General features: G+C 47.1%; 16 protein-coding genes. 7 read left to right on the top strand and 9 right to left on the bottom strand.

Going from position 1 to position 25,425, the window contains the following annotated elements:
• Positions 1 to 222: 222 nt before the first annotated feature.
• From ACFQ2O_RS02415 to ACFQ2O_RS02395, 5 genes are all read left to right on the top strand, one after another.
• Positions 223 to 3,042 carry an alpha-amylase family glycosyl hydrolase gene (locus ACFQ2O_RS02415; RefSeq protein ID WP_377522622.1) on the top strand — a complete coding sequence of 940 codons (2,820 nt, stop codon included), beginning with the start codon at positions 223 to 225 and terminating at the stop codon, positions 3,040 to 3,042.
• A 223-nt stretch (positions 3,043 to 3,265) separates the two neighbouring features.
• Positions 3,266 to 4,315 (top strand): FecR family protein, encoded by a 1,050-nt coding sequence (locus tag ACFQ2O_RS02410; RefSeq protein WP_377522621.1) that lies wholly within the window; start codon positions 3,266 to 3,268, stop codon positions 4,313 to 4,315.
• Positions 4,316 to 4,326: 11 nt separating this feature from the next.
• Positions 4,327 to 7,617, top strand: coding sequence for a SusC/RagA family TonB-linked outer membrane protein (locus tag ACFQ2O_RS02405; RefSeq protein ID WP_377522620.1), 3,291 nt, complete (start codon positions 4,327 to 4,329; stop codon positions 7,615 to 7,617).
• A gap of 14 nt (positions 7,618 to 7,631) precedes the next feature.
• Positions 7,632 to 9,218 (top strand): RagB/SusD family nutrient uptake outer membrane protein, encoded by a 1,587-nt coding sequence (locus ACFQ2O_RS02400; RefSeq protein WP_377522618.1) that lies wholly within the window; start codon positions 7,632 to 7,634, stop codon positions 9,216 to 9,218.
• 73 nt (positions 9,219 to 9,291) lie between these two features.
• Complete coding sequence (locus ACFQ2O_RS02395) at positions 9,292 to 10,353, top strand: SusE domain-containing protein (protein ID WP_377522616.1); 1,062 nt, start codon at positions 9,292 to 9,294, stop codon at positions 10,351 to 10,353.
• A gap of 205 nt (positions 10,354 to 10,558) precedes the next feature.
• Here the strand turns inward: ACFQ2O_RS02395 and ACFQ2O_RS02390 are convergent, their stop codons facing one another.
• Positions 10,559 to 12,211, bottom strand: coding sequence for a M28 family peptidase (locus tag ACFQ2O_RS02390; protein WP_377522615.1), 1,653 nt, complete (start codon positions 12,209 to 12,211; stop codon positions 10,559 to 10,561).
• Positions 12,212 to 12,297: 86 nt separating this feature from the next.
• Positions 12,298 to 13,194, bottom strand: a complete 897-nt coding sequence (locus tag ACFQ2O_RS02385) for an alpha/beta hydrolase family protein (protein WP_377522614.1) — start codon at positions 13,192 to 13,194, stop codon at positions 12,298 to 12,300.
• A gap of 252 nt (positions 13,195 to 13,446) precedes the next feature.
• Here ACFQ2O_RS02385 and ACFQ2O_RS02380 point away from each other — a divergent pair, with 252 nt between their 5' ends.
• Entirely contained in the window at positions 13,447 to 14,601 is a 1,155-nt protein-coding gene (locus tag ACFQ2O_RS02380) for an acyl-CoA dehydrogenase family protein (protein WP_377522613.1), read from the top strand.
• Positions 14,602 to 14,613: 12 nt separating this feature from the next.
• On the top strand, positions 14,614 to 16,140 hold the full coding sequence (locus ACFQ2O_RS02375) for a sensor histidine kinase (protein WP_377522612.1): 1,527 nt from the start codon (positions 14,614 to 14,616) through the stop codon (positions 16,138 to 16,140).
• Positions 16,141 to 16,186: 46 nt separating this feature from the next.
• Here the strand turns inward: ACFQ2O_RS02375 and ACFQ2O_RS02370 are convergent, their stop codons facing one another.
• From ACFQ2O_RS02370 to ACFQ2O_RS02340, 7 genes are all read right to left on the bottom strand, one after another.
• A complete protein-coding gene (locus ACFQ2O_RS02370; protein ID WP_377522611.1) occupies positions 16,187 to 17,131 on the bottom strand; it encodes a radical SAM protein in 945 nt (314 codons plus the stop codon).
• Complete coding sequence (locus tag ACFQ2O_RS02365; RefSeq protein ID WP_377522609.1) at positions 17,128 to 17,865, bottom strand: ABC transporter ATP-binding protein; 738 nt, start codon at positions 17,863 to 17,865, stop codon at positions 17,128 to 17,130. Before ACFQ2O_RS02365 ends, ACFQ2O_RS02370 begins: the two co-directional genes overlap by 4 nt.
• On the bottom strand, positions 17,865 to 18,626 hold the full coding sequence (locus tag ACFQ2O_RS02360; protein WP_377522608.1) for an ABC transporter permease: 762 nt from the start codon (positions 18,624 to 18,626) through the stop codon (positions 17,865 to 17,867). Before ACFQ2O_RS02360 ends, ACFQ2O_RS02365 begins: the two co-directional genes overlap by 1 nt.
• Entirely contained in the window at positions 18,619 to 19,473 is an 855-nt protein-coding gene (locus ACFQ2O_RS02355) for an ABC transporter permease subunit (RefSeq protein WP_377522607.1), read from the bottom strand. The genes ACFQ2O_RS02360 and ACFQ2O_RS02355 overlap by 8 nt, the downstream gene beginning before the upstream one ends.
• On the bottom strand, positions 19,460 to 20,674 hold the full coding sequence (locus tag ACFQ2O_RS02350) for an ABC transporter substrate-binding protein (protein WP_377522605.1): 1,215 nt from the start codon (positions 20,672 to 20,674) through the stop codon (positions 19,460 to 19,462). The genes ACFQ2O_RS02355 and ACFQ2O_RS02350 overlap by 14 nt, the downstream gene beginning before the upstream one ends.
• Before the next feature lie 297 nt (positions 20,675 to 20,971).
• Complete coding sequence (locus ACFQ2O_RS02345) at positions 20,972 to 24,028, bottom strand: TonB-dependent receptor (protein ID WP_377522604.1); 3,057 nt, start codon at positions 24,026 to 24,028, stop codon at positions 20,972 to 20,974.
• 45 nt (positions 24,029 to 24,073) lie between these two features.
• Positions 24,074 to 24,655, bottom strand: a complete 582-nt coding sequence (locus ACFQ2O_RS02340; protein WP_377522603.1) for a TIGR04282 family arsenosugar biosynthesis glycosyltransferase — start codon at positions 24,653 to 24,655, stop codon at positions 24,074 to 24,076.
• Between the last annotated feature and the right edge of the window lie 770 nt (positions 24,656 to 25,425).

Genomic DNA, 25,425 nt, shown 5'->3' with positions numbered 1-25,425 from the left:
TACCAGCAATCGAGTAATTAATTTACACTAGTTCAACTTTTGACTAACGCCGCCGCCGCATGCTGCACCAGGTAGAGGGGGTGGATGGATTAGCAGCAGAACAGAAAATGAAAGCAGCCTCTTAGCCCAAAAATCTTTTTACAGAACAAAAACACAATTCAGCAGCAGAAAAGGACAATAGCTCCATTTTTATACTTTATCAAACCCCATACATAATTGCCTATGAAAGTTTCTACACCTATCCTCAAGTACATAATTGCTATGCTGCTGCTGTTTGCGCATCTATCGGTTGCGCAAGTAGTTATAACGGAGCCTGCCCTTCCTGCTGCAGGGAAAGAAGTAACGCTGTTGTTTGACATTTCAAAAGCGAAAGACAGTAGAGCGCAGGGTTTGCTAAAGACACCTGATCAGGTGTTTCTATGGTCTGGTGCAGGTACTTCTGAAGGCGCAGATGCTTTTGAAGTACAGCCAGCAGGCCAGACAAACTGGAGCGCCCCTTTTGAGCCTGGTCGCATGACCTACCTGGGCAATAGCAAATGGAAAATCACACTAGTGCCTCGCACTTATTTTGCGGTGCAAGCGGGTACGCCCATACATAAACTGGGCCTGCTGCTGAAAAATGCTAATGGCTCTGCTCAAACAGAAGACTTTATTATTCAGATTTACTCTGAAGCACTTACTGCCAAGTTTCAGCAGCCGTCTCAGCGCTTTCTGTTCAAGGATGCTAATAGCACTATCGAGCTGCAGGCAGCTGCTTCAGCTCCTGCCGCTATGCGCATCTTACTGGATGGTGTGGAGCTGAAGCGTGAGGAGAATGCACAAAGTATAAGCTATACTTTAAACGCCGGAACAGATAACGGTAAAAGGCATCAGGTAGTGCTGGAAGCTAAAGCAGCAAGCGAAGTAGCAACGGATACCTTCTATTATCTGGTAGCGCCAAAGCCTAGTGTCGCTGCCTTGCCAGCCGGTTTAAAGGACGGGATCAATTACATAAGCAAGGAGGAGGTGATACTGGTACTGTTCGCTCCCCACAAGGAGCATGTATATGTGATTGGAGAGTTTAACAAGTGGTTGCCACAGCAGGAATACCTGATGCACCGCACACCTGATGGGGAGCGCTATTGGTTAAAAATAAGTGATTTGCCTGCTGGCAAAGAGATCGCTTATCAGTACCTGGTGGATGGCACTATAGCCGTAGCAGACCCTTACGCAGACAAAATACTTGATCCTGCCAACGATAACTATTTAACAGAAGCCAACTATCCTGGTCTTAAGCCATACCCGAAAGGGGCTACTGGTATAGTTTCGGTTTTGCAAACACAGCAGCCAGCCTATACCTGGGAAGTGAAAAATTATGAACGGCCAGCAGTAGAACAGCTTGTTATTTATGAGTTACTGATTCGGGATTTTGTGGCAACACGCAATTACAGAACCCTTACCGATACGCTCAGCTACTTTAAAAGCCTGGGAATAAACGCCATTGAGCTGATGCCTGTCATGGAGTTTTCAGGAAATGATTCCTGGGGATATAACCCTACCTTTTTCTTTGCGCCAGATAAAGCATACGGTACGGAAGAAGATTTAAAAACATTTATAGATGCAGCACACCAGGCTGGTATTGCTGTTATCCTGGACATCGTGCTGAACCAGGCCGACTTCGAGAACCCTTACGTGCGCCTGTACTGGGACGGAGATAAGCCCGCAGCAAACAATCCGTATTTTAATCCCGTGGCTACGCACCCTTACAACGTGTTCTTCGATTTTAACCACGAAAGCCCCGCTACAAAACAACTGGTGAAGCGTGTCACCGCTTACTGGCTGGAGGAGTATAAGGTGGATGGCTTTAGGTTTGATCTCTCCAAAGGATTTACACAAACTAAAACAGACCCTGATGTAAACGCATGGAGTGCCTATGATGCAGGCCGCGTAGCAACCTGGAAGAGAATTTATGATGAAATCAGAGAGGTAGATGAGGCGGCATACGTAATACTGGAGCATTTTGCCGATGAAAAGGAAGAGAAAGAACTGGCCAACTATGGCATGTTGCTATGGAATAACGCGAATCATGATTTCCGTAATTTAGCTAAAGGACAGAACACGAACCCGGGCTGGATTTCTTACAAGCAGCGCGGCTGGCAGCAGCCCAATGCCATCGGGTATATAGAAAGCCATGATGAAGAGAGGGTGCTTTTTGATGTGGTACAGAATGGTAAAGCATCAGGCACCTATAACACCCGCGATTTAACAACGGCATTAAACAGAGCCAAACTGGCAGCGGCCTTCTCGCTTGCTGTTCCCGGACCTAAAATGATCTGGCAGTTTGGTGAGTTAGGGTATGATGTCTCAATTGATCAGAATGGCCGCACAGGCAATAAACCACTACATTGGGAATATCAGAATGATCCGGAGCGGGCTAAGTTGTTTCAGGTTTACGCAGAGTTAATTAAACTAAAAACAACAGTTCCTGTTTTCGCTACCGATGATTTTCATACAGACTTCATCGATATTGTGAAGCGCCTGACGCTATCTACTCCAGAGGCGCAGGTTTTTATGATTGGAAACTTCGATGTGAAGCAACAAAGCATAGCAGCCAACTTTCCGCAAGCTGGCACCTGGTACGATTACTTTGGCAGAGAAGAAGTGCAGGTGACTAACCCAGCGGAAAAGATTGTGTTGCAGCCAGGCGAATTCAGGTTGTTTACCACGAAAAAGCTGGAAGCTGCTACACCTGACCTACTGCCCTGGACGCAAACCGTGCTCGCTGCCGATGACGAGCTGGCAAAAGAGCGAGGCTTTGTACTTTATCCAAACCCGGCTCCGGATAAGGTAATGGTTAGGCTGGATAATGCTTACCGTGGACAGGTAGTGTTTCAGGTACTAGATGGCTTAGGCAGACTGGTACTCAACAAAACCTTCTTGAAAACAGAGCAGGTAATGCAGCAGGAAATGTATCTAAGCAGCATCCCTGACGGCTTATACTACATGCAGATAAGTGGAGGTAATGAGCACTTGATACGCAAAATAGTGAAGCAACAGCAGTAACAGAAATCCAGATTTGAGATTTAAAGCCCTCTATCTATGGCAGGTAGAGGGCTTTTGTCTTTATGAGCTGTATTCTAAAGATGTCTTTCATATAAGGCAAGTTTAACTCATCGTTAATTTTTTGAAAAATATTTAACATCCGAAGGGATAATAAGGTGGAGCTTTAGCTATTGTACATAGTATGCAGGCCTCACGCTGCTACGGATATCAACCATCAACCTGAATGAACTACATCAACTACAGAGCCAGCGATTTTGCAGCAGACGAACAATTTATAAAGTGGGTGCAGCAGCCCTCTCAGGAGCAGGATGCTTATTGGGAGAAGTTTCTGCTTCAAAACCCTAAGATGAAAACAGCTGTGTACGAGGCGCGTGAGTTGGTTTTGCATTTGTCTCATGATGCGGATGAAGTGCCCGAGTGGGAGTTGGATGAGATGTGGCAGGAGTTGGAGCAAAGCAAAAAGCAGTTCCTGCTGGACGGTGATGTGGAGGGTGACGCAGAGGATAACGTAATTCCGATGAACTTCTGGCAACGCAAGCCGTGGTTAATGGCTGCTGCCATAGCCGCTATACTAATGGTAAGCGGCGTTTTATTGTTGCAGCAATGGCAGCAGCAGGCAGTAAAAGTGTACGCCACCAAAGCAAACGAGCGCATGGAATTGCTTTTACCTGATAGCTCAAGTGTTGTATTAAGCGCCAACTCCTCGTTGACAATGCCAGCAAAGTGGTCAGTAGATAAAGATCGTCTGGTGCAGCTGGAAGGAAAAGCATATTTCTCCGTCACCCATAAACGCAATCACCAACGCTTTGTAGTGGAGACTACAGATGGACTGAAAGTAGAGGTATTGGGTACTGAGTTCAGTGTATCAAATAAAGAAGAGAAGAAACAAGTAGTGCTCGAAAATGGCAAAGTCCACCTCACCCTAAACCAGAACGGGCTACAGCAGGAAGTAGGCTTAGCACCGGGTGATATGGTAGAGGCTGACGCCAGGAATGGGATCTCTAAAAAACAGGTTGATACCAAATTATATACAGCCTGGAAGAACTCTAAACTAGTGTTTGATAATACAACCCTGCATGAGGTGGCGCAGATGCTGGAACACAGCTATGGTTATAAGGTAAACATCAAAGAGCCAGCCTTAGAAAACGAAAGAATTACTGCCTACCTGGATAAAAACTCTCCAGAACATATACTGTCTACCTTATCTGAAACACTTCAGGTAGAGGTAAACAAACAAGACAAAAATATTACAATAAGCCTAACTGATCATTAATTCCTTTTCCTATGCGTAAAAAATCTACAAACCGAATAAGGACCAGTAGCCTGATTGTGGCTGCCTGCTTCCTTAGTTTTTCGGGAAATGCCCAGGACCACTACAGCGCGAAGGTAGCCATGGCTACGACGGCCAAAGCTAGTGGGCAGAGCGTATCCTCGAAATCGCTTAACGATGTGCTGGTAAGCCTGCGAAATAAGTATGGCATACAGTTCTCCTATAAAGCGCAGATGGCTAAAAACCTTCAGCTTCAGGTGCCGGAGAATTTAGAAACAGACACGAACGTTGATGCTTTACTATCCAAGATTCTGCAGCCAAATGGCCTTTCTTACAAGAAAGTAAATGACGTATACATTATTCAAAAGAACGCGGCTCCGGTAGCCACACCAGTGCAAGCAGCACCTGCTAAAGCAGTAAATGCTGTACAGGAGCAAACAGTGCGTGGTACAGTAACAGATGGGGCAGGCACACCTTTACCAGGTGTAGCAGTTGTTGTAAAAGGTACAACCCGCGGCACCTCTACTGATTTGAACGGTACCTTTACCATAGCAGTACCAGCAAACGCTACGTTGGTGTTCAACTACCTCGGCTTCACAACACAGGAAGTACCAGTAGGCAACCAGGCAAACCTTAACATTACCATGCAAACTGATACCAAAGCCCTGCAAGAGGTAGTGGTAATCGGGTATGGTACGCAAAAGAAAAGTGATGTAACAGGCGCTGTAACTGCAGTAACTTCTGAAGAGTTTCAAAAAGGCCAGGTAACAACTGCGGAGCAGCTAATAACAGGTAAAGTTGCTGGTGTTCAAATTACGTCTAACAGTGGTGCACCAGGCTCTGGTAGCAGAATTCGTATTCGTGGTGGGGCATCGCTTAATGCTAGCAACGATCCATTAATTGTAATTGATGGAGTACCGGTAGATAATGATCAGATTGCTGGAAGCGCTAACCCTCTCAACTTTATCAACCCGAACGATATCGCCTCTATGAACATCTTAAAAGATGCGTCAGCAACGGCTATATACGGTTCGCGAGCGTCTAACGGTGTAATCATCATTACTACTAAGAGTGGTACAACAGGGGATAGAATGCGTTTGAACTTTAGTACGCAACACTCTTTATCTACTGTGAACAAGGAGATAGATGTGTTGGGTGCTGACGATTTCAGGAAAGTAGTAATGGAGCAAGGGACTCCAGAGCAGCAGGCTTTACTTGGTGATGCAAACACTAACTGGCAGGATCTTATCTACAGACAAGCTTATACTACTGATAATAACCTAAGCTTAAGTGGATCTGTTAAAAACCTGCCTTACCGTGTATCAGTAGGTTACCTGAACCAGGAAGGAGTACTTAAAACTTCTGAATTCGAGCGTGTAACAGGAGCTATTAAACTTACACCTACTTTCTTAGACGATCACCTGAAAGTAGATGTAAATGTAAAAGGTGCTAAAACGAAGAGTCGTTTTGCAGATACAGGAGCTATTGGCGCAGCTGTTGCCTTTGATCCAACACAACCAGTGTATCAAGATACTGAATTTGGAGGCTATTTTGAGTGGACAGATGTGAGCGGTAATCCAATCACCATTGCTACCAGAAACCCTTTAAGTATGTTAGAGCAGAAGCGTGACAAAGGGGAGGTGTTCAGAAGCATCGGTAATGTGCAGCTGGATTATAAGTTTCACTTCCTGCCTGAGCTTCGCGCTAACCTGAACCTGGGCTATGATGTTTCAGAAAGTGAAGGTATTACCCGCTCACCGGGTACTCTGGCTGCTGAATACTATGAGCGCGGCTCTGTAAAGGAATATGAGGAAGACCGCACTAACAAGTTGCTGGACTTCTACCTGAACTATAACAAAGAACTACCAGGCATCAGTAGCCGCATTGATGCAACTGCGGGTTATTCATACCAGGACTTCCTTGTAAAAAAACCAGCATTTGCTACTTTCCGTGACAACGGTGATGTACGTAAAGAGGCTGATCCTTTTCCATTTGAAACACAGAACACACTGGTTTCTTTCTTTGGAAGAGTTAACTATGCCTTCAAAGATCGTTACTTGCTAACGGCCACTGTACGTCGTGATGGCTCTTCCCGTTTTTCAGAAGATAATCGTTGGGGCACTTTCCCGTCCATGGCACTTGCCTGGCGAATTGTGGAAGAGTCTTTCCTAAAGAATTCTGCTGTTGTCTCTGACCTGAAATTGCGTGTGGGGTATGGTATAACTGGCCAACAAGATATTTCTGATAACGATTATCCCTTCCTGGCGCGCTACACTAACTCGGACAATGCTTCCATGTACCGCCTTGGAGATATGTACTATCTGTTGCTGCGTCCGGAAGGGTATGATGCTAACCTGAAATGGGAAGAGACGCAAACCTATAACGCTGGTATAGACTTTGGTTTCCTTAACAACAGACTATACGGCAGTTTGGATTACTATAACAGAAAAACTGATGATCTGTTAAGCGTAATAGCTGTTCCTGCTGGTACAAACCTGACAAACCTGCTGTTAACAAACGTAGGTTCTATTGATAGCGAAGGTTTGGAAGCTGTTGTGAATTTTGTTGCGGTAGATAAAGAAGACCTTGAATGGACAGTAGGTGTAAACGGTTCCTGGAACAGAAATGAGATCACTAAACTTAACACCGTAAAAGATGAGAACTCTGTTGGTGTGCTGGTAGGTGGTATCTCAGGTGCCACGGGGCGTAACATCCAGATCCATTCAGTAGGTTATGCACCGTACAGTTACTATGTATATAAGCAGGTATACGATGAAAGCGGCAGACCTATTGAAGGGCTATATGCTGACCTGAACAACGACGGAATCGTGAACGATGCTGACAGATACCGTTATAAAAATCCAGAACCACGGTTCTATTTAGGGTTTAACTCTCAATTGAACTATAAAAACTGGTCGTTGGGGATGTTAATGCGAGCTAGCCTGAATAACTACGTGTATAACAACGTGTATTCAAACAATGCGGCCTACGATGTATTCAAAGCAGGGGAGTACCTTGGCAACCTGGTAGATAACGTGTATGAAACACAGTTTAACATGCGCCAGTATGAGTCTGATTATTACATTGAGAATGCTTCTTTCCTCCGCATGGAGAACATCAACCTTGGTTATAACTTCGGAAAAGTTCTGAATGATAAAGCTAACCTGCGCTTGAGCGCCAGTGTTCAAAACGTATTTACTGTAAGTAAATACAAAGGCCTTGACCCAGAAATTGCTGGCGGTATTGATAACAACTTCTATCCTAGACCAACTGTTTATACAATTGGCCTGAACCTGGAACTTTAATTAACAGAATCAAGATGACATCTAATTATATAAGAACTATACTTTGTGCTGGTTTGGTAGCGGTAAGTACCGTGTCCTGCACAGACGACCTGGACCGCGAACCTGCTTATGAGGTTACCTCGGCTACAGTATATAAAGACTTTGCTAACTACAAAAGCATTCTGGCAAAGCTGTACGCGGGCTTTGCGGTAACTGGCCAGCAGGGGCCGGCCGGTAAGCCAGACGTAGGAGGAATCGACGAAGGAGCGTCAAATTATGTACGCACCTACTGGACGCTACAGGAGATACCGACAGATGAAGCCGTTGTTGCCTGGAACGATCCGGGGCTACCGGTAATCAATACGATGTTGTGGGCCGCAAATAACGACATGACCAAGGCCATGTATTACCGCATCTTCTATCAGGTTACAGCAGCAAACGAGTTTATTCGTGAAACCACCGATGCAAAGCTAGAGGAGCGCGGTATAACAGGGGCTAACCTAGAGGCTGCCAAAAAGTACCGTGCCGAGGCCCGCTTCCTGCGCGCCCTAAGCTACTGGCATGCTTTAGACCTATTCGGCAGTGTTCCTTTTGTTACAGAAGAAGATCCTATTGGGGCTTTCTTCCCAGAGCAGATCAGCAAAGAAAATCTTTTTGCCTATATCGAGTCTGAGCTGAAGGCTATTGAGAGCGAGCTAGTGGATGCGCGCCAAAACGAGTATGCACGCGCTGACAAAGCTGCCGCCTGGACACTGCTCACTAAGCTGTACCTGAATGCACCCGTTTACATCGGGCAGAACATGTACACTGAATCGATCACGTATGCCAAGAAAGTGATTGATGCTGGCTATCAGTTAGAGAATGATTATGATGAGTTGTTCATGACTAGTAATGACAAATCTAATGAGATTATCTTTCCGATTGCTTTTGATGGCATGAGAACACAGTCGTATGGTGGCACTACCTTCCTGACGCATGGTGCAGTAGGCGGAGATATGGTTGCCTCTGATTTTGGCATAGATTCTGGATGGGGCGGTATCCGTACAACTCCTGCAGTATATGGCCTGTTTTCTGGCGCAGCGCTGGAAAATGACGACAGAGCCAACTTCTTCACTAAGGGGCAAACACTGGAAATAGAAGAGATCAAAACCTTCAAAAACGGTTACCCGATTACAAAATGGAAAAATGTAAACCCCGCAGGCGAAGCGGGTTCTAACCCAACCTTTGTGGACACGGACTTCCCTATGTTCCGCTTGGCTGATGTTTACCTGATGTATGCAGAGGCAGTTGTGCGTGGTGGTTCAGGAGGTTCCATAGCTCAGGCGCTGGATTATGTAAATGCGCTACGTGATCGTGCTTATACAGACGGAGCTGGACGTATCAATAACAGCCAATTAAACCTTGGCTTCTTGTTGGATGAGCGTGCACGTGAACTTAATTGGGAAGGGCACCGCCGCACAGACTTAATCCGCTATAAATTATTTACTGGTGGAGAATATCTGTGGGCTTGGAAGGGTGGCCTTAAAGAAGGAACTTCTGTTCCTGACTTTAGAGCATTATACCCTATTCCATCCGATGACTTGGTAGCCAACCCTAATCTTAAGCAGAACAACGGTTACTAATCTTTTTTACAGCACCTGCCATAAGTTATTACTAATGGCGGGTGCTGCTAATCTAATTGTAAAGAAGAATTATATGAAAAACTGGATAAATAAATCATTTCTGTTTTTGATGGCTTCACTGGTTCTGATGAGCTGTGAAAAAGACGAAGACATGACCATCCTTCGTGTAGGAGATGCTCCGGTGGTATCGGCATCTGTTACTGATCTTGCATTGACCCAAGAGGAGGAAGGTAGCGCCGCTATCACATTTAAATGGTCTCCTGCCGACTATGGCTACCAAGCTGCTGTAAATTACAGCATCCAATATGATGTGGCCGGTAACGAATTTGCCGGAGCAAAAGAAGTTGCTGTTGCTAATTTAACTGAAAAAACATTTACAGTTAATGAGTTTAATGCTTTAGCCGCTAAACTGAAGTTGCCGGTTGGCATGGCTTCCGATATGGAACTACGTGTAAAGGCAGATATTTCTTCTGAGGTTACGCCACTTTACTCGCAGCCTATCACTGTGTCTGTTGTACCTTACCTGGATATCATTGAGTATACTTCGCTGTATGTTCCTGGATTGTACCAGGGATGGACTCCTGGTAGCGCACCTAAGGTTTCTTCTCTTCAGGATAACGGTGTGTTTGAAGGATATGTCTACATGAATACGATAGCAGAAGGCTTTAAATTTACAAGTCAGCCAAACTGGGATGGACCAAACTATGGTGCAGGAGCTACAGCGGGGACTTTATCGGATGATGGAGGTGCTAGTAACCTAACAGTAAGCGAACCTGGTTTTTACCTGTTGAAAGTAGATGTAAATAAATTGACGTGGTCTGCTACTAAAACAAACTGGGCCGTAACAGGCAATGCAACTCCTAAAGGTTGGGTGAGCGATAGCGTAACAGATCATGACATGACCTATGATGAAGAAAGAGGTGTATGGGCAATTACTCTACCTTTAACAGCTGGAGCAATTAAATTCAGAGCGAACGATGCATGGGGTTTAAACTACGGTGACAACAAACCTGCAGATGGATTTGTAGATCAGGGTAGTGAGGATAACATTGTAGTGGAGGAAGCTGGTACGTACGAGATAGTGCTCGACCTAAGCATTCCCGGCTATTATAGCTACACTCTTACGAAGCAATAGAAGTACTAGTGCTGTATAAGCGATAGTAAGAACAACTACAGCAGGTACAGACAATCCTATAAGCCGGCAGGAATTCCTGCCGGCTTATTTTTTTCGTTCTATAAGCTGGAGGTTTACATTTAGTTATTCATTAACGAAGAGCCATGAAAAAAGGGAGCCGGGAAATATTTCCCGGCTCCCTTTTTTTCGTGGCTCTTTTTCTCTGCTACTGCAAATTTCCAAAGCGGGTCCCGAAGAAATCACCTTGTTTCCAGGTAGGCCGCTCCACATCCTGAGCTACCAAATAGCCGATCAGGAAATTAAGCTGTGCGTACTTTTTAGCGGCATCAAAATCGAAGATGCCTCCTTCCAGGCCGTCCTGTGGCTTGTGGTAATATTTCTCACGCCATACTTTCACAGTCTCATCCAGGTTGTTTTTGCCGTCCGCCGTTTTGTTGCCATACTTGATGTGCAGCGCCGGCACGCCTTGGGTAACGAAGCTGTACTGGTCGCTGCGCACAAAACGATTTTGCTCTGGCTCTGGGTCTTCTTCCACGTCTAAGCCCAAATAGTTGCTGGCTTGCTTTACTTCATCTTCTAAAGAAGAGTGAGCAGCACCCAGTGGCACAACAGCCAGAAGCGGAGCAATCAGCGTAGGCATATCGGTATTAATATCGGCTACAACTTGCGAGGCAGGTACCGTAGGGAATTTTGCAAAGTAAGCGGAGCCCAACAGGCCCATTTCTTCAGCGGTAACCATTACAATCAAAACAGAGCGCTTAGGCTTATTTTTAAGTCTGGCGTATACATTGGCAATCTCCAGCAGACTGGCTACACCAGAGGCATTGTCGTGGGCGCCATTGTAGATCGAGTCACCGTCTATCGGGCGGCCAATGCCTACGTGGTCGAGGTGGGCACTGTGTACCACATACTCGTCTTTCAGCTTAGAGTCAGAACCCTCAATTTTGCCTACCACGTTGTAGCTTTCAATATCCTGATAGCTGCTGCCGTAGCTACCGCTTAAGGAAAAAGGAAGCGCAACAGAGGCGGTCTGGCCACCTTTGATGCTGGCAGCAGCCTGTGCCACATCTGCTCCGGCTCCTGCCATCAGCTTTTGTAATGTGATGTAGTTGAGCATCCCCAGCAGCTTGATATCTTCATGGTAGGTACGGGAAGCAGCTACACTTCCGTCTGCCCCCATCACACTGCTTACACCTCTTGAGAAGTTTGGCACGCCACCTTTAGGGTTTGTAGTCCCTACCAGCACACCTACCGCACCATGCGCTGCAGCTGTATTCAAGATGGTCTGCATGTCCATACTATAGGATGATACTGTAGAAGGAAAACCCTCGGGTGTACCACGCACTATCACGACTACCTTGCCTTTTGCATCAATGTTAGCGTAGTCGTCATAGTTCATGTCTGGCGCACTGATACCATAACCAGCAAAAACCAAGGGAGCCTCCTGCACAGATACCTGCGCCTCACCTGGGTTTGGATAGACCGAGAAATCTATCCCATTCTTAAGTTGCTCAGCGGCTCCTGCAGCTCCTTTCAACTGCAAGGCCGCATCTGGGTTGGGTGTGGCAGTGCGTATCCGGACTGTCTGTAGGTATGTACCGTTTTCACCGGCAGGGGCCACCTGCATCTTCCTGAACTGCTCTGTTACATAATCTACAGCCATCTGATAGCCAGGAGTGCCTGGTTTACGGCCAAGAAGTTTATCATCGGCCAGATAGGCAATATGTGCTTTGATGTCATTGGGCTTTACCTTGCTCAACGATTTTGCAACGGGTTTCGGAACAGTTGCAGTCTGGGCAAAAGCACCCGGGGTAGCCAGAGCAAGACAGATGCCTGCCACTAGTAACTTAGATTTCATATAGGGGTTAAGTTGATGTCATGTAAAAAATGCTTGCTTCTTAGAAACAGAAACAGAGCAAAGGTTTAAGCATGCTGACAATAATATTACAGTAAATCCTGCACCGCCTTTAGCACCTGCGGCCACATAGGAGAGGAGGGAGCCACTAGGTCAAAGTGTCCGGCATTTTGTAATCGTATAACTTCAGAAGTATCTCCGGCTGCTTTGGCCTTTTGAACAAAATTATCAGCCTGCGCCACAGGTACAATTGGGTCAAGCTCACCCTGCACTAATCGGCTGGGTACCTGCAAGGGCAACATCTGGATAGGTGAGGCCTGTGCGTAACGCTCCGGGTAGTCTGCCGGAAGCCCTCCGATCAGCTGTTCTACAGCAGCATTACAGCTGCCTTCCTGCTGGCTATAGGTGGCCAGATCAGTAATGCCCGCTAAAGACACAACGCCTTTTAGCTTAAGCGGATTTTTTACATACAGCGGACTAGACTTTGGCAAGCGATGGCGCGCCGCCAGCCAAAGCGCCAGGTGCCCACCAGCCGAGTGACCAATTACAACTACTTTTTTGGCATCAAGAGGATAGCGCTTTGCCAACTCCCGCACATGGTCAGTAGCCATGGCCACATCTTGAAATGTACCGGGCCATGCACCACCGGCATCACCTACACGCCTAAACTCAATATTCCAGGTGGCATAGCCTGCCTTAGTCAATGCATCGCTTAGGTGGCTCATGTACTGCAGGTTGTATTGGTTCAGCCAGCAGCCGCCGTGTACCACCACTACCACCGGAAAATTACCTTTCCCCTCAGGCAGTCGCAATTCTCCAAACTGAAGGGAATCAGAACCATATTTGATAACATGGTCTGCTGCGGGCACTGGGGTCTCGGCAATTTGCTGCCAGGTTATAAGGGTGGGTTGCTGCTGTTGGGCATTCGTTTGGCTCATGGCAAGAGGGGTGGCAAGTATAAAACAAAGTATAAATCTCGATAACATGGGATAAGCTGCCAGCATAGTAGCTAACAGCGTGCATATTACGGATTTTGTAGCTAAAACAGAACGTGAAAAAGTTACCCGGCCTTGCTATTGTTTGCATCTTGATGTATGATTCGTTTGTGTATGGCAATAGCAGTACCTAAATTGCAAACACTATTTATACCTGTTACTGCAGTATACGGCTGTAGCTATTCACTTTGTGTCAAGCAGGGTCAGAACTAACTGTATCCTGAAAGCATTCTTCAACTACTTATGAGTTTAGAAACAACCCTGGACCAACTCCGGCAAATTGCAGAAAGTGTTGTGCGGGCAGAGGCACCAATTATAGATAAAGAAGCAAAGTGGCCCCAAAATAGTATTAAAGCACTACAGCAGGAGGGTTTTGGTGGATTTGTAGTTCCACAGGAAAATGGAGGCCATGGGCAAGGGCTATATGGTTTGGCCCGCGCTTGCGAGATACTTGGCGAGGAGTCGGGGTCGGCGGGATTATGCTTCGGGATGCATTGTGTGGGTACTGCCATGATAGTAGCCAAAGCCACTGAGCACCAAAAAAAGAATTTCCTGGAGCCAATAGCAGCAGGAGAGCATCTTACCACACTCGCTTTAAGTGAACCGGGCACAGGGGCCCATTTCTATTATCCGCAGACACAGTTGTTAACCAGTTCATCAGGAGGCTTTATCGTTAACGGTGAAAAAACATTCGTTTCAAACGGGGGCTATGCAGATTCTTATGTGCTTTCAACGATGGGTGTAGACCCTGATGCAACGCAACACGAGTTTTCTTGCGTGGTGGTGGAAGAAGGCATGAAAGGAATAGCCTGGGGGCCAGAATGGGACGGTTTAGGTATGCGCGGAAATTCATCACGCAGCCTGTCGCTCTCTAATGTTGCCTTGCCAGAAGGTAATCTGCTAGGTGCGCAAGGCGACCAGTTATGGTATATTTTTCAAGTGGTGGCTCCCTACTTTTTAACAGCTATGTCTGGCACATACTTAGGTATAGCACAGGCTGCTTTCGATGTGGTAAGGGAGCACCTCAAAAGCCGTGTGTACCGCCATAATGGTGTTTCTCTCGATCAGATTTCACTTCTCCAGCATCGGTTAGGCATGTTATGGGCTAAAATTGAGCGCACGCGACAGTTAATTTATCATGCGACACAACAGTATGATAAGGGCGATCCGGCTGCTGTTTTAGCTATACTTTCATCTAAGGCGGAGGTGGCTAACTGTGTGGTGGAGGTCGTAAACGAAGCGATGACACTGGCTGGTGGAATAGCTTACCGCGACAACTCCAGGCTGGATGTATTGCTGCGCGATGCACGTGCCGCACATATTATGGGCCCAACTACTGACATACTTTACACCTGGCTGGGGCGTGCTGTACTTGATCAACCTATTCTTGACAGCTAAGTGCCTTTATCCATGACTGAAATTTTATATACAGGGCTTCACCATGCTACACTTGTTCTATTAGAAGAAAACCTGCAAAGGCAAAGTATAACACTGGCAGAAATAACAGAGCAGGAAATAAAGGATGCTACAAGTAAACTACAAAAAAGCGGTACGCTGCTGATTGGTGAAGAAGTCGGGAATCCGATAAGGGTAGCGCAGGAGGCCTATGCCGCTGATAAGCAACTTTCGGTGTTGATTATTAATGATGAACATAACTTTCTGCGTGTAAAGCAATCACTTCAGTTTTCGCCCTTTATAGGACACACAGTTCAGTGCGTTTCAAACCAGGTAAAAGAACGTTTGGTAGATATACTGCAGGATGCACTGCAGCGAACCGAACAGCGTAGGAGCTTTCGCCACTTTAGCCAATCGTTCGTAACACAAGTAGATGTTAGCAAAGCGTCACTAGATAAAGTACGGGGAGAATTCACCGCCAAAGTACTGGAAGAAGCTCCCATTGGCGCTATACTTGTTTCTGAACATGGACATGTGCTCACCATCAACACATATGCGGCACATCTTTTTAAAAAAACTGAGCGAGAGATTCTTGGACGCTCACTGGCGGTTCTTTTTCCGGAAGAGATGCAAAAGGATGTCGATGTTTTTCTGCAACAAGAGCCAATAGCGATACCTAAAAAAGTATTTAATCTGAAGCTGCAGAAAGAACAGAAATTTTTAGAGTTATCTCTGGCCAGAGTTCAGGAACAGGCCTCTAACCGGTTCAGAATTCTGATCATCAATGATATTACAGCGGCGACCCTGGCACAACGTAGCACACAGGTGCATTTAGAGGAGCTGGAGGAGATGAACGCTAATCTGAAGCGCCTGAATAATGACTTAGACACTTTTGTTTATACTGCTTCGCACGACCTAAAATCACCCATACTAAATATTGAGGGGCTGGTAACGCTGCTGGAATATGGTTTGGGTGACGATAAACAACAGGTAGAGGCAGAGCTGGAGCATATCAAAATTTCTATTCAACGATTCAAAAATACAGTAGAAGACCTGACAGAGGTAGCGCGCATACAGAAGAACTTCGAGCAGGAGGCGGTACTGTTGAGGATAGATGACGTAGTGGAACAGGTGAAGGAGTCTGTATCTTTTGAGATTCGTGCAGCAGAAGCTGTAATAGAGGTGGATAGCACTGCAGCTCCTCAATTACACTTCGCCAAACATAACCTGAAAAGTATCATCTATAACCTAATCAGCAACGGCATTAAGTACAGGTCTCCTGACAAAACTCCTGTTATCAATATCAGAACCTGGCAGCAGGAAAACGATTTTTACCTGGAGGTAAAAGATAATGGGGTAGGTATTCCTGAAAACAGCAAAGAAAAAGTTTTTGAGCTGTTTAAGCGTGTGCATGAGCACGTAAAAGGCACAGGAATCGGTCTGTATATTGTTAAGCGTATTGTGCAGAATAACGGCGGCGCTATACTATTAGAAAGCACCGAAGGGAAAGGGAGTACCTTTATCATCAAGCTAAAAGTGTAAACCTTTTAGCGCTCTTCTGGAAAGTGACTCTAAGTTAACAGTCATTTTAACGCTGGCAACCGCTGCAGTTCCGCTCTAGCGCCTCGCCCTGGTAATGCTTTTCAAAGAACTCATCGCACCAGAGGCAAATATTCTTCAGTTGTGCCGTGCGCTCTTTTGCATGCTCTTCAGAAATGCCTATGCTTTCGCCAAGCGCCAGCGGGTTGCCCTCGTTTATCTTCTGCCATATCTCTGATTTTGAAATACGCTGCAGCACATCGGCTACTTTTTCGGAGCGGGCGTCGCCTAGTGGTACTTTGGTGCCAGGGCAGCAGGGGTTGATCTTCCAGAGCTGGATGGAAATTTCCTGCGGAATAGCTTCGGCCCCGGTTAAAAAACCCTTGCCGCCGGATAAAATGGCGCAGAAGTTATGATCAGGATCTGCCTTCCACAGCCCTTTCTCGAATGCACGACCGCGTGCCCAGTTGCCGCCCAGCCACATATCAATCGTAGCACCCCAGTAGCCCCAGCTGGCCTTGTGCTTGGTAATGTAAGTGTCTTTTTCGATAAGCGGGTCTTTGTCTTCTCCGTTTACACCACGGCTGGCAAATAAATCAGCCAATTCCATCAGTCGGGCTCCGGCGTGTTTGTGATAGCGGTCGATGCTGGCAATGTCGAAGCGGGTAACGCCTTTTTCCAGCAGCTTGTCCAGTATCTTCTCATTCAGCAGATCGCCATTTGTTTGCAGCATGATCTGCACCCGGCCCTGGTAACGCGCCTGCAGCCTGTCCAGAATTTTGTAAAGCAGTTTTTTATCTGCCAATGGCTCTCCACCAGATAGAATCAGCCGGTCCATACTATCGGGCAGGTTTTCGATGATGGCCATGCAGTCTTCTTCCGATATACGCTCGCCATAAGGGCCCGAATTGTTGTAGCAGTGGTCGCATTGGTCGTTGCAAAGCTGCGTGAAAACCCAGTAAACAGATTCTATATGGTTGAAGTCTTGCGTCATGATTGGTACTTAATCTTTTGTTCAATCTTGTTCCAGAAGGTCAGTTCGTCGCTTACACCTGTTTTAGGGTCTCCCATAAAGGCCTCGCTGGAAGTATAAACCTGGAGCTTTCCGGCAGCCATGTAAGCAAAGCTGTCGCCTACTAACAAGGCCTCTTTTACATCGTGCGTTACGAACAGAGCACTAATGTTAAACTTTTTAACTAACCGCAGAAACAGCGCCTGCATGGTGGCGCGGGTCTGGGCATCAAGGCTTGCGAAAGGCTCGTCCAGCAACAGCACGCGCGGCGTGAAAATAATAGCACGGCCAAAAGCTACCCGCTGCCGCTGCCCTCCGGAAAGCTGATTTGGCTTTTTCTGTGCATGTTCCTGCAGTTCTAATTCCTCCAGCATTTCGCCTACCTTCTGCTGAATTTCCTGCTCCGTCTCTTTCCGAACACGCAAACCATAGGCAAGGTTCTCAAAAACAGTGAGGTGCGGGAACAGCAATGGCTCCTGAAACAGGTACACCATCTCCCGCTCACGCGGCGGCACAGTATCCATACTTGTGCCAGACCAACTCACAGCACCCGCATCCGGAGAAAGTAAGCCTGCCACAGCTTTAAGCAAGGTGGTTTTGCCACAACCAGAGCGGCCGAGTATAGCCAGTATCTGCCCCTGCGGCAACTCCAGTGATATTTGGTCGAGCACCGTTTGCGATTGATAGGCTTTATGTAACTTCTGTATTGTCAGCATCAGATTCCTCTAAAAACAAAACGTTTGTTCAGCCACAGCAGCAGCGCAGGAGGCAGCATAATCAGCAGCGAAGCCAGGGCCGCGTGAAAAATATTAGCCTCATTTATATACTTAAACACCAAAATAGTAAGCGTTTTTACTTTGCCCAAACCAATAAACTGTGTCAGCCCATACTCAAACCAGGAGATAAGGAAAGTCTGGAAAAAGCAGATGAGCAGCATAGGCTTTGCCAGCGGCAGCAGCACTTTCTTTAAAGTATAAGCAGCTGATGCGCCTAATGTTTGCGACTGCTGCTCGAGTTGCAGTACCTGCTGGCTCCAGAAACTCTGGAAAAAAATTACCGCAAAAGGAAAGGCAAGTATAAGCTGTCCTAGCAAAACACCGATCACTTCACCACTCATACCTGTCAGCAGGAAGAAGCGCTGCACCAGTACGGCCAACACTACCGGCGAGAGCACGAAAGGCCAGTAAGCCAGCAACAGCCACCGGTTTTTATGTTTTGCCCGTGCAATTTCTTTGCTGATCACAAAACCAGATAAGGTGGCAAGTATGGCCACGCCCACACCAAGTATAAGCGAGATCAGTAGCCCTAGCTGCAATTCGCTTTGCCCCACCAGCAGCTGTTGCCAGTTGTCCCAGGTGAAGCGCTGCGGCAGAATGCCGGGGTAAAACCAGGCTTGCCCCACCGACAGTATCCCGAAAAAAAGGAATGGCAGCAGCACGGCTGAGACAAGTATAACGGTCAGTGTATTCCTAAGCATGGCGCTGAAGTTTCTTAAAAGTGAGCGAGAGCAGGAGCAGCACAAAGAGTGTAAACGCTACGCTGATGGCATAGCCCTGCGGTATGTCGAGCAGGTTAAAACGCTGAAATTTCTGCACTGCCAGCACCGACACCATCTGGTGTTGCTGGCTGCCAATGAGCAGCGGGATCTCGTAGGAGCCAAGTATAAAAATGAAGTATAGCAACAGGTTGGGGGCAGCCGTTTTCAGTAAAGTAGGAACTGCGATGCGCTTTACGAAATAGGCGTTATCGGCACCTAAATTCTCCGATGCCTGCTTCAGGTTTTCAAGTCCCTGCTCCTGGTAGATGGCATGGAACAGCAGCGTCAGAAACGGCACCGCCATCAGCACATGGGCAAGTATAATTCCGAAGCCCAAGGCATCGTGCACCAAACCCGGAAATTGCTGCAAATCTGATATAAAGCCCAGCGTATAAGCCATCCGTGACACAAGCCCGGATTTGGTAAGCAGCTGAAACACCAGAAAAGCTGTGACCATAGCGGGAATAGTCAGGGGCAAGTATAAAAAGTAGCTTAAGGCACCGTAGGAGAGACTTTTCTTAAAGTATAAAGTCATGAACAGCGCTGTGGCGGTGGCAATAGTAATAGCGATCAGCGCAATGTATAAACTGTAAGTCAGTGAGTGCAGCAAAGCGCCATTTCCCAGCACTTGCTGCCAATGCAGGAAGGTAAAGCCTGTGGAAAGGGCACCCGTCACCCCCAAACTATAGGCCAGGCCATAGAGCAAACCGCCTGCCACGGGCACTACAGCCAGCAACAGGAACACAAGGCGCAAGTATACACCTGCACCTGCTTTAGTTTTGCTCAATAACCTGTGTTCTGAAGTCATCATACAAACGGATCATGTATTCAGGAGCTAGCTCTTCAAAGGCTCGGTCTTGTATGGCCGAACGGTCGGGGGCATTTTTACGGGCTGGGATGTTGCTGAACTTCTGCTGCCATTCGACTGGAAGTTTTTCTGTCGCGAGCACTGTGCCATCCCCCCATACTTCTGGACTAGCCTTCTGGTACTGTGCTTCCGGTGATTGCAAAAAGTTAATGACCACCAGCGCCCCCGGCAGGTTTCCCGACTGTTTCATAATGCCCAGGTAGTGCGTGTTCTGGATTGTGCCAGGCTTTGGCACATAGGCTTTGGAGCTTTCCGGAAAAACGCCCTGCAGGATTTTATTATCTACTTCGCTGTCGTTGTTGCTGAATGTAAAGTTAACTTCGCCGTTGGCATACAGCTGGTGCAGCTGCGAAAGCGTGGCTGGAAATGTCTGTCCTTGTTTCCAGAAGTATGGCTTCAGGTTGTTGATTTTCTGCCACAGCTGCTGACTATACTGCTTATACTTTGCCTCATCAAAATCACCTGCCAATTCTCCTTTTCCGGCCAGGGCAATTAGCCAGGATTTGAGCAAGGTCATACCGGTGAATTCATTTGGGATAGTGAAGGTGCCGGGGTTGCTTTCGATGTAAGTTTCCAGTTCTTCAAAAGAGGCAGGCGGATTTGTTATTTTAGCGGAGTTGTAAATGAACGCTAACTGCACGTTGCCCCAAGGGGCTTCCATACCATTTACCGGCTGCTGAAAATCCCGGGAAATAAAAGGGTTTTGCCAATTAACGTACTGGTTGTTCGGCAGCAATTCGGTAAAAGAACCATACAGCGCATCGAGCTGGCGAAGCTGGTAAAACGTTTCTCCGTTTATCCAGATTACATCTAACTCGCTGGTCTCTTTACCGGTTTCTTTCTCGCCGAGTGCCAGCCCTACAATATCTTTGCCCTGGCCAGAAGATATCTCAAGCGTAACGCCATACTGTTGCTGCAGTTGCGGCTTTACATAGTCTTCCATGTACTGGTTGATGAGCGGATCGCCCTGCCACATCATCATCTGAACGGTAGAGCCTTTGGCCGCCTGTTCTATACTTTGCCAATCGGCTTGCTGCACATCCAGCTGTTGTTCTGCCTTGTTTCCACAGCTGCTGAACAGCAGCGTGAGGGAGAGCAGGAGTATCGTGAGTTTTTGCATAGTTTAATCTTCCCTCGGCCCCTTACCTAAAGACAAGAAAGGGGAGAGACTTAACTTTAATTTTATATTTTATGCCGCAAGTTTAGCGAGAGCGTAACTTGTGGTGTTGCATGAGACAAGTTTTTAACTTGCATGTGTAAGCTTTGATTATGGATAGAAATGTTCTGTTGTTGCTAGAACAGTAGCTTTGTAGCTATTCGTTTGAAGCCGCTGACTCCAGTAAAGTCACAGACTTCGCATCTTTTTAGGATACAAGGCCAAAAACTTGCACCATGTGCTCTCATTCCTAATTCGTAATTAAAAGATGTATCTCAGCCCAAACTGAAATTGGCGTGGCGGAGCTGCATTCCTTCTAACCAGGACACCGCTGCTGGCTGGGCCAACCTGAATCTGATTGCTCTGCGTAGCATTGTTGCTGTAGCCGCTCAGGTTCTCCGCGTTGAACAGGTTAAAAACATCGGCACGAAGTTCCAGTCCATTGCTTCGGTCAGTTCCGAAAGGTATAAAATACTGCACACTTGCATCAAATGTATTGGACCAGGGCAGGCGGTCGGAGTTACGCTCTTCACCAGGCTGACGATCAGAGTTGCCTACATAGGCATCACCAAATGCAGAACCATCTCCATTCAGGTCATTTGTGAAAATAGGATCTCCGTTAGCATTAAGGATCGGATTTCCATTGCTGCCCACCACCCTATATTGTGAGGCATCTGGTATGCGGTTAATTGGCTGGCCGCTTTGCAGGAGTGCTGCCACCGTTAGTGTCAGGTTTTGCACCGGGTAATAGTTGTAAATGGCATTGATGACATGGCGGCGGTCGTTGATGCTGGGCCCCCACTCGGCTGCAAAATTGTTGGCATCCATTGCCCGGAAGTTAATGTCCTCGGTATTATTCTCGAGGTAAGACAAAGTATAGATCAGGCGATATGAGAAGTTATCTTCGGCTCTGTCTTTCTGTAAATTAGAGCTGGCAGCGTAATAGTTGCTTTCTCCTTCTGATTCTGTCATCACCAAACTTCTGGCAACACCCTCCACACGCTCTCCATCTATAATGGCATAGTTGCCATAGATCGGTAGCGGGCGGGTTTTATCAGCCCAGGCGCTGCTGCGGGCAATACCGTTTTCCTGGCTGCGACTATAGTCCCAGGCAGCAGGCGCATTCAGGTTCACAGTGCGGAACAGGTTGCGACCTTTATTGTATACCAGGTCTACATAAAAAAGCTTGTTTGCGGCCATTTGTAGTTGGTAGCCAAGCGAGAATTGCTGCGTGTACGGGTTATCATAGCCGTTCGGGTTAAGAATGCGACGCTCGTTGCTGAACAAATTGCGCTGCTCAGCAAAGCTCTCGGCCGGCGGGCCCTGTAAGTATGCATAAGGTAAGCCAGCATTATTGCTTTGCCCAACAGTTAAATTGCCGTTAAAAGTCACACGGTTAAGGTCGGTATCAGCCGGAAGTATACCTTGCTCCACATAGTAGGCAAGCTGGCGTTTGAAGTCTGAAGAATTGTTGTTCTGCTGCAATGCATCAGAGTAAACGGTGTACAGGATCTTATCATAAAACAAACCAAAGCCCCCACGGATGGTGCTGTTTGGCGTAAGTTGATAGTTGAAACTCAGGCGTGGTGAGATGTTATTATAATCGCCCTTATCATTGCCACCCTGCGAAAGGTTATCGTAGTCGTAGCGTAGGCCGAGGTTCAGGTTCAGGCGGTTGGTAGCCTGTAACTGGTCTTCCAGGTATAAACTGTAGATGTTCTGCCGTTTGCCGAAGGATGTTGGCCGTAACTCTACCGCATAATTTGTGACCAAAGCATCAGAAGGAATGTTGTTTATATCTAATCCTGTCCCCAGATTTGCTGCACGTAGCCCATCAAGCTGAGCCTGCGTAAGCTGCACGCGGTAGCTGCCATTGGGGTTGCCACCGCCAAACAGTTCATGATCGGTGCTCATTATCTCGGCTCCTGCTTTAAAAGTATGGATGCCGCTGGTCCAGGTGGCTTTTTGCTGCGCCTGTAGTGTGTGCTGTATACTTTCAAAGGCATAGCCAGGATGCCCAAGCACAGCTACTACTTCACCGGTTGGGCCAGCCACCGTTACGTCCGGACTCGTTGGGTTATCCGGTGATACATAATCCCAGCGGAAGCGGGCATACTGCAGGTTTGTCTCCAGCGTCAGGTTGCCCGTTGTATACACGTTGGTGCTGGCCAGGTTGAGAGAGTTGCGCACCTGGTCGCTGGCCGATGAAGGAAAATTGAGACCACCACTTAGGCCACCTGCCTGTCTGCCGATGCCCACGATGCCCACATTAGCGCGTATGGCCGAGTGAAAGCGGTCGCTCCAGTAGTGATCAATCTTCCCTGAAACATAATTGAAGTAGTTTTTGCCGCGCACTGTTTCGTTCACGCCCAGCGCCGGGCTATTCAGCAAGTTGTCTTTCAGGTCTGTGGTATGCTCATAGTTGAGATAGTAAAAGGTTTGCCCTTTGATAATCGGGCCACCCACACCAAAGCCAGCCTGGTAACGCTGAAATCCATCCTTTACCTGATTGCCTGATAAGTCGCGTTGGGCATAGTGAGAGGAGGCATCCAGAAAACCGGGCCGTGTCAGGAAGAATACTTCGCCCTGTATTTCATTACTTCCTGACTTAGAAGTGATATTGACGATGCCATTACCTGTGTTGCCAAATTCTGCGGAGTAATTGTTAGTAAGCACCGACACGTTTTGCACAAAGCCAATAGGTACATTAAACCGTGACCCACCTAAAAACTGCTCATTGTTGTCAAGGCCGTCGATCAGGTAGTTGTTGAAAATAGGATTTGCTCCGTTGATACTGATGTTAGGTGCTTCCGCAAAGAAACCAGTTGCCTGCGTTACGTTGGGGAGCCGGTACAGCATCCGCGATAAGTCCCGTCCCTCTACCGGCAGCTCCCTGATCTCAGAAATCCGCATCTCCGACGATACTTCAGCATTGTACATGTTGATCCGTGTAGCGCTTGGAGCCACAATGGTTACACTTTGCAAATCAACCTCACGCTTAAAAGGCAGCACCAGCGAAACGGTGCGTTTAAAGTTAGAGCGCAGCGTTACAGGCTCGGATGAAGTGAGCGCATAAGAATCGGTTTCAGAAGAAAGGATGGTGTAGCTGCCAGCGGTGTTTAGTCCGCTAAAGGTGGCGATACCGTTGCTGTTGGTTGTTTTGGTGGCGCTGAAGCCAATGGCTTCGTTACTGGCTGTAACCTGTATGTCCTTTACAGGTTCTAGTTTTGGGTTAAGTATGGTTACTTCGATGGCGCCTTGTGCAAAGGCGGCAGATATGGATATAAAATACCCAAGTATGAGTAAAAATTGTCTCATGCTAGTGCTATAGATTTTGTCTGATAAGATTTTTGGGCAGCAGTATCAGGCAAAAGGAGGCGCGCGCAGGCCTACATGTATAGCATTAGCTTGTAGTGTGTAAGATGTGTCAAGTATAAACTGAGAAGGGGTGGCCAGCAAAAGTGTGCGCAGCCAATCAGCAAAACGCCCCAGCTTACGTTGCGAGGAAAAAGCAAGTATAGCCGCGGCATTATCAGCATCTGCCAAAATTGGTTCAAGTATGGCTGTTGCTGTAGGACTCGTCTGCTGGCAGAGTTCCTCAAAGACCAGTGAAGTATTCCAAGAAATAGCGGAAAAGTTCAGCGCTGGCAAAGTGTGGCGGTGCAGTCCCAGAAGGTAAACCCCACCGTCTGTCGCTTCACCAAATACAAATGCCTTATGCTGCAAAGCATCAGCGGCGGCACGTAAGGTAGCAGGGGTTAAGCCGGGTGCATCATTTCCGAGGCAGATTACCTGTTCATACCCTTGCTCAAAAACCTGTTGTATGGCATGCTGCAGTCGCTCGCCAAAGCTGTTGCCCTGCTGCCTGGCAGAGTTGATTATTACCAACGGAAGCCCCGCTTGCCGCACTACCTGTTTCGTACGAAAAATGAGCTGAGAAGCCACAGCTTTGCTTTTGCCTTTACTCCGGCAAAAGCGTTTTACACGCGCCTCTTCGCTTGAAGTTCGGGTAAAAAGTAATACAGCGGTATGTGCTAGGGGCTTGTTCAACTACTCTCTTTACAGGAAATAAAGCAAAATGTTCAGGCAAATATAGTTTGTAATTTATATTCTACAGGCGGAGGAGAGGTGGGTATGGTGAGAAAGAGGGAGTTTTTCTCTTGAAATACGTTATTGATACTTGGTCTTTCCTTATCATCGGTCAGTATTTACTTGTCTTCTTTGTAGTATAAGCACTGTAGTTTCGGCTATAGAAGAAACACCTCCCTGCCCTCCTCAAGGAGGGAATCCAGCTGAAGCTCCGTTAGCAGTAGCTATCTGTCTGTTCCAGTCCTTGGCTTGAGCGCACCAAAGCAAAAGGTGAAACAGTAGGTATATGGGAGATAGAGGATGAACTGTAACTAGAAAGGATAACTTGTTTGAAGATGCATATACAGCGGCAAAGCAAGTATGGCCGTGCCAAGTGTAGCAGCTGCTAATATAGGTATGGCTTTTCAAGCCTTTGAGTTACAAACTCAACATCATTCTAGGATACAAGTCAGAAGACTTGCACCATGACGGGGGACAGGGGAAGGCTAGCGATAGCCAGATAGATGCTAAAGGTAAGTGAAACGATAATCACCTCATAAAGCCATAAGTCCAAAAAGACACTTATAAACGTAGCTAATATTACGCCATCACATTAAACAAAGCCCCACTCTTTCAACTTAAGTATA

Source organism: Pontibacter rugosus, assembly GCF_042678745.1.
GTDB classification, from domain to species: Bacteria; Bacteroidota; Bacteroidia; order Cytophagales; family Hymenobacteraceae; genus Pontibacter; species Pontibacter rugosus.
This window is presented reverse-complemented; position numbering and strand designations above follow the sequence as displayed.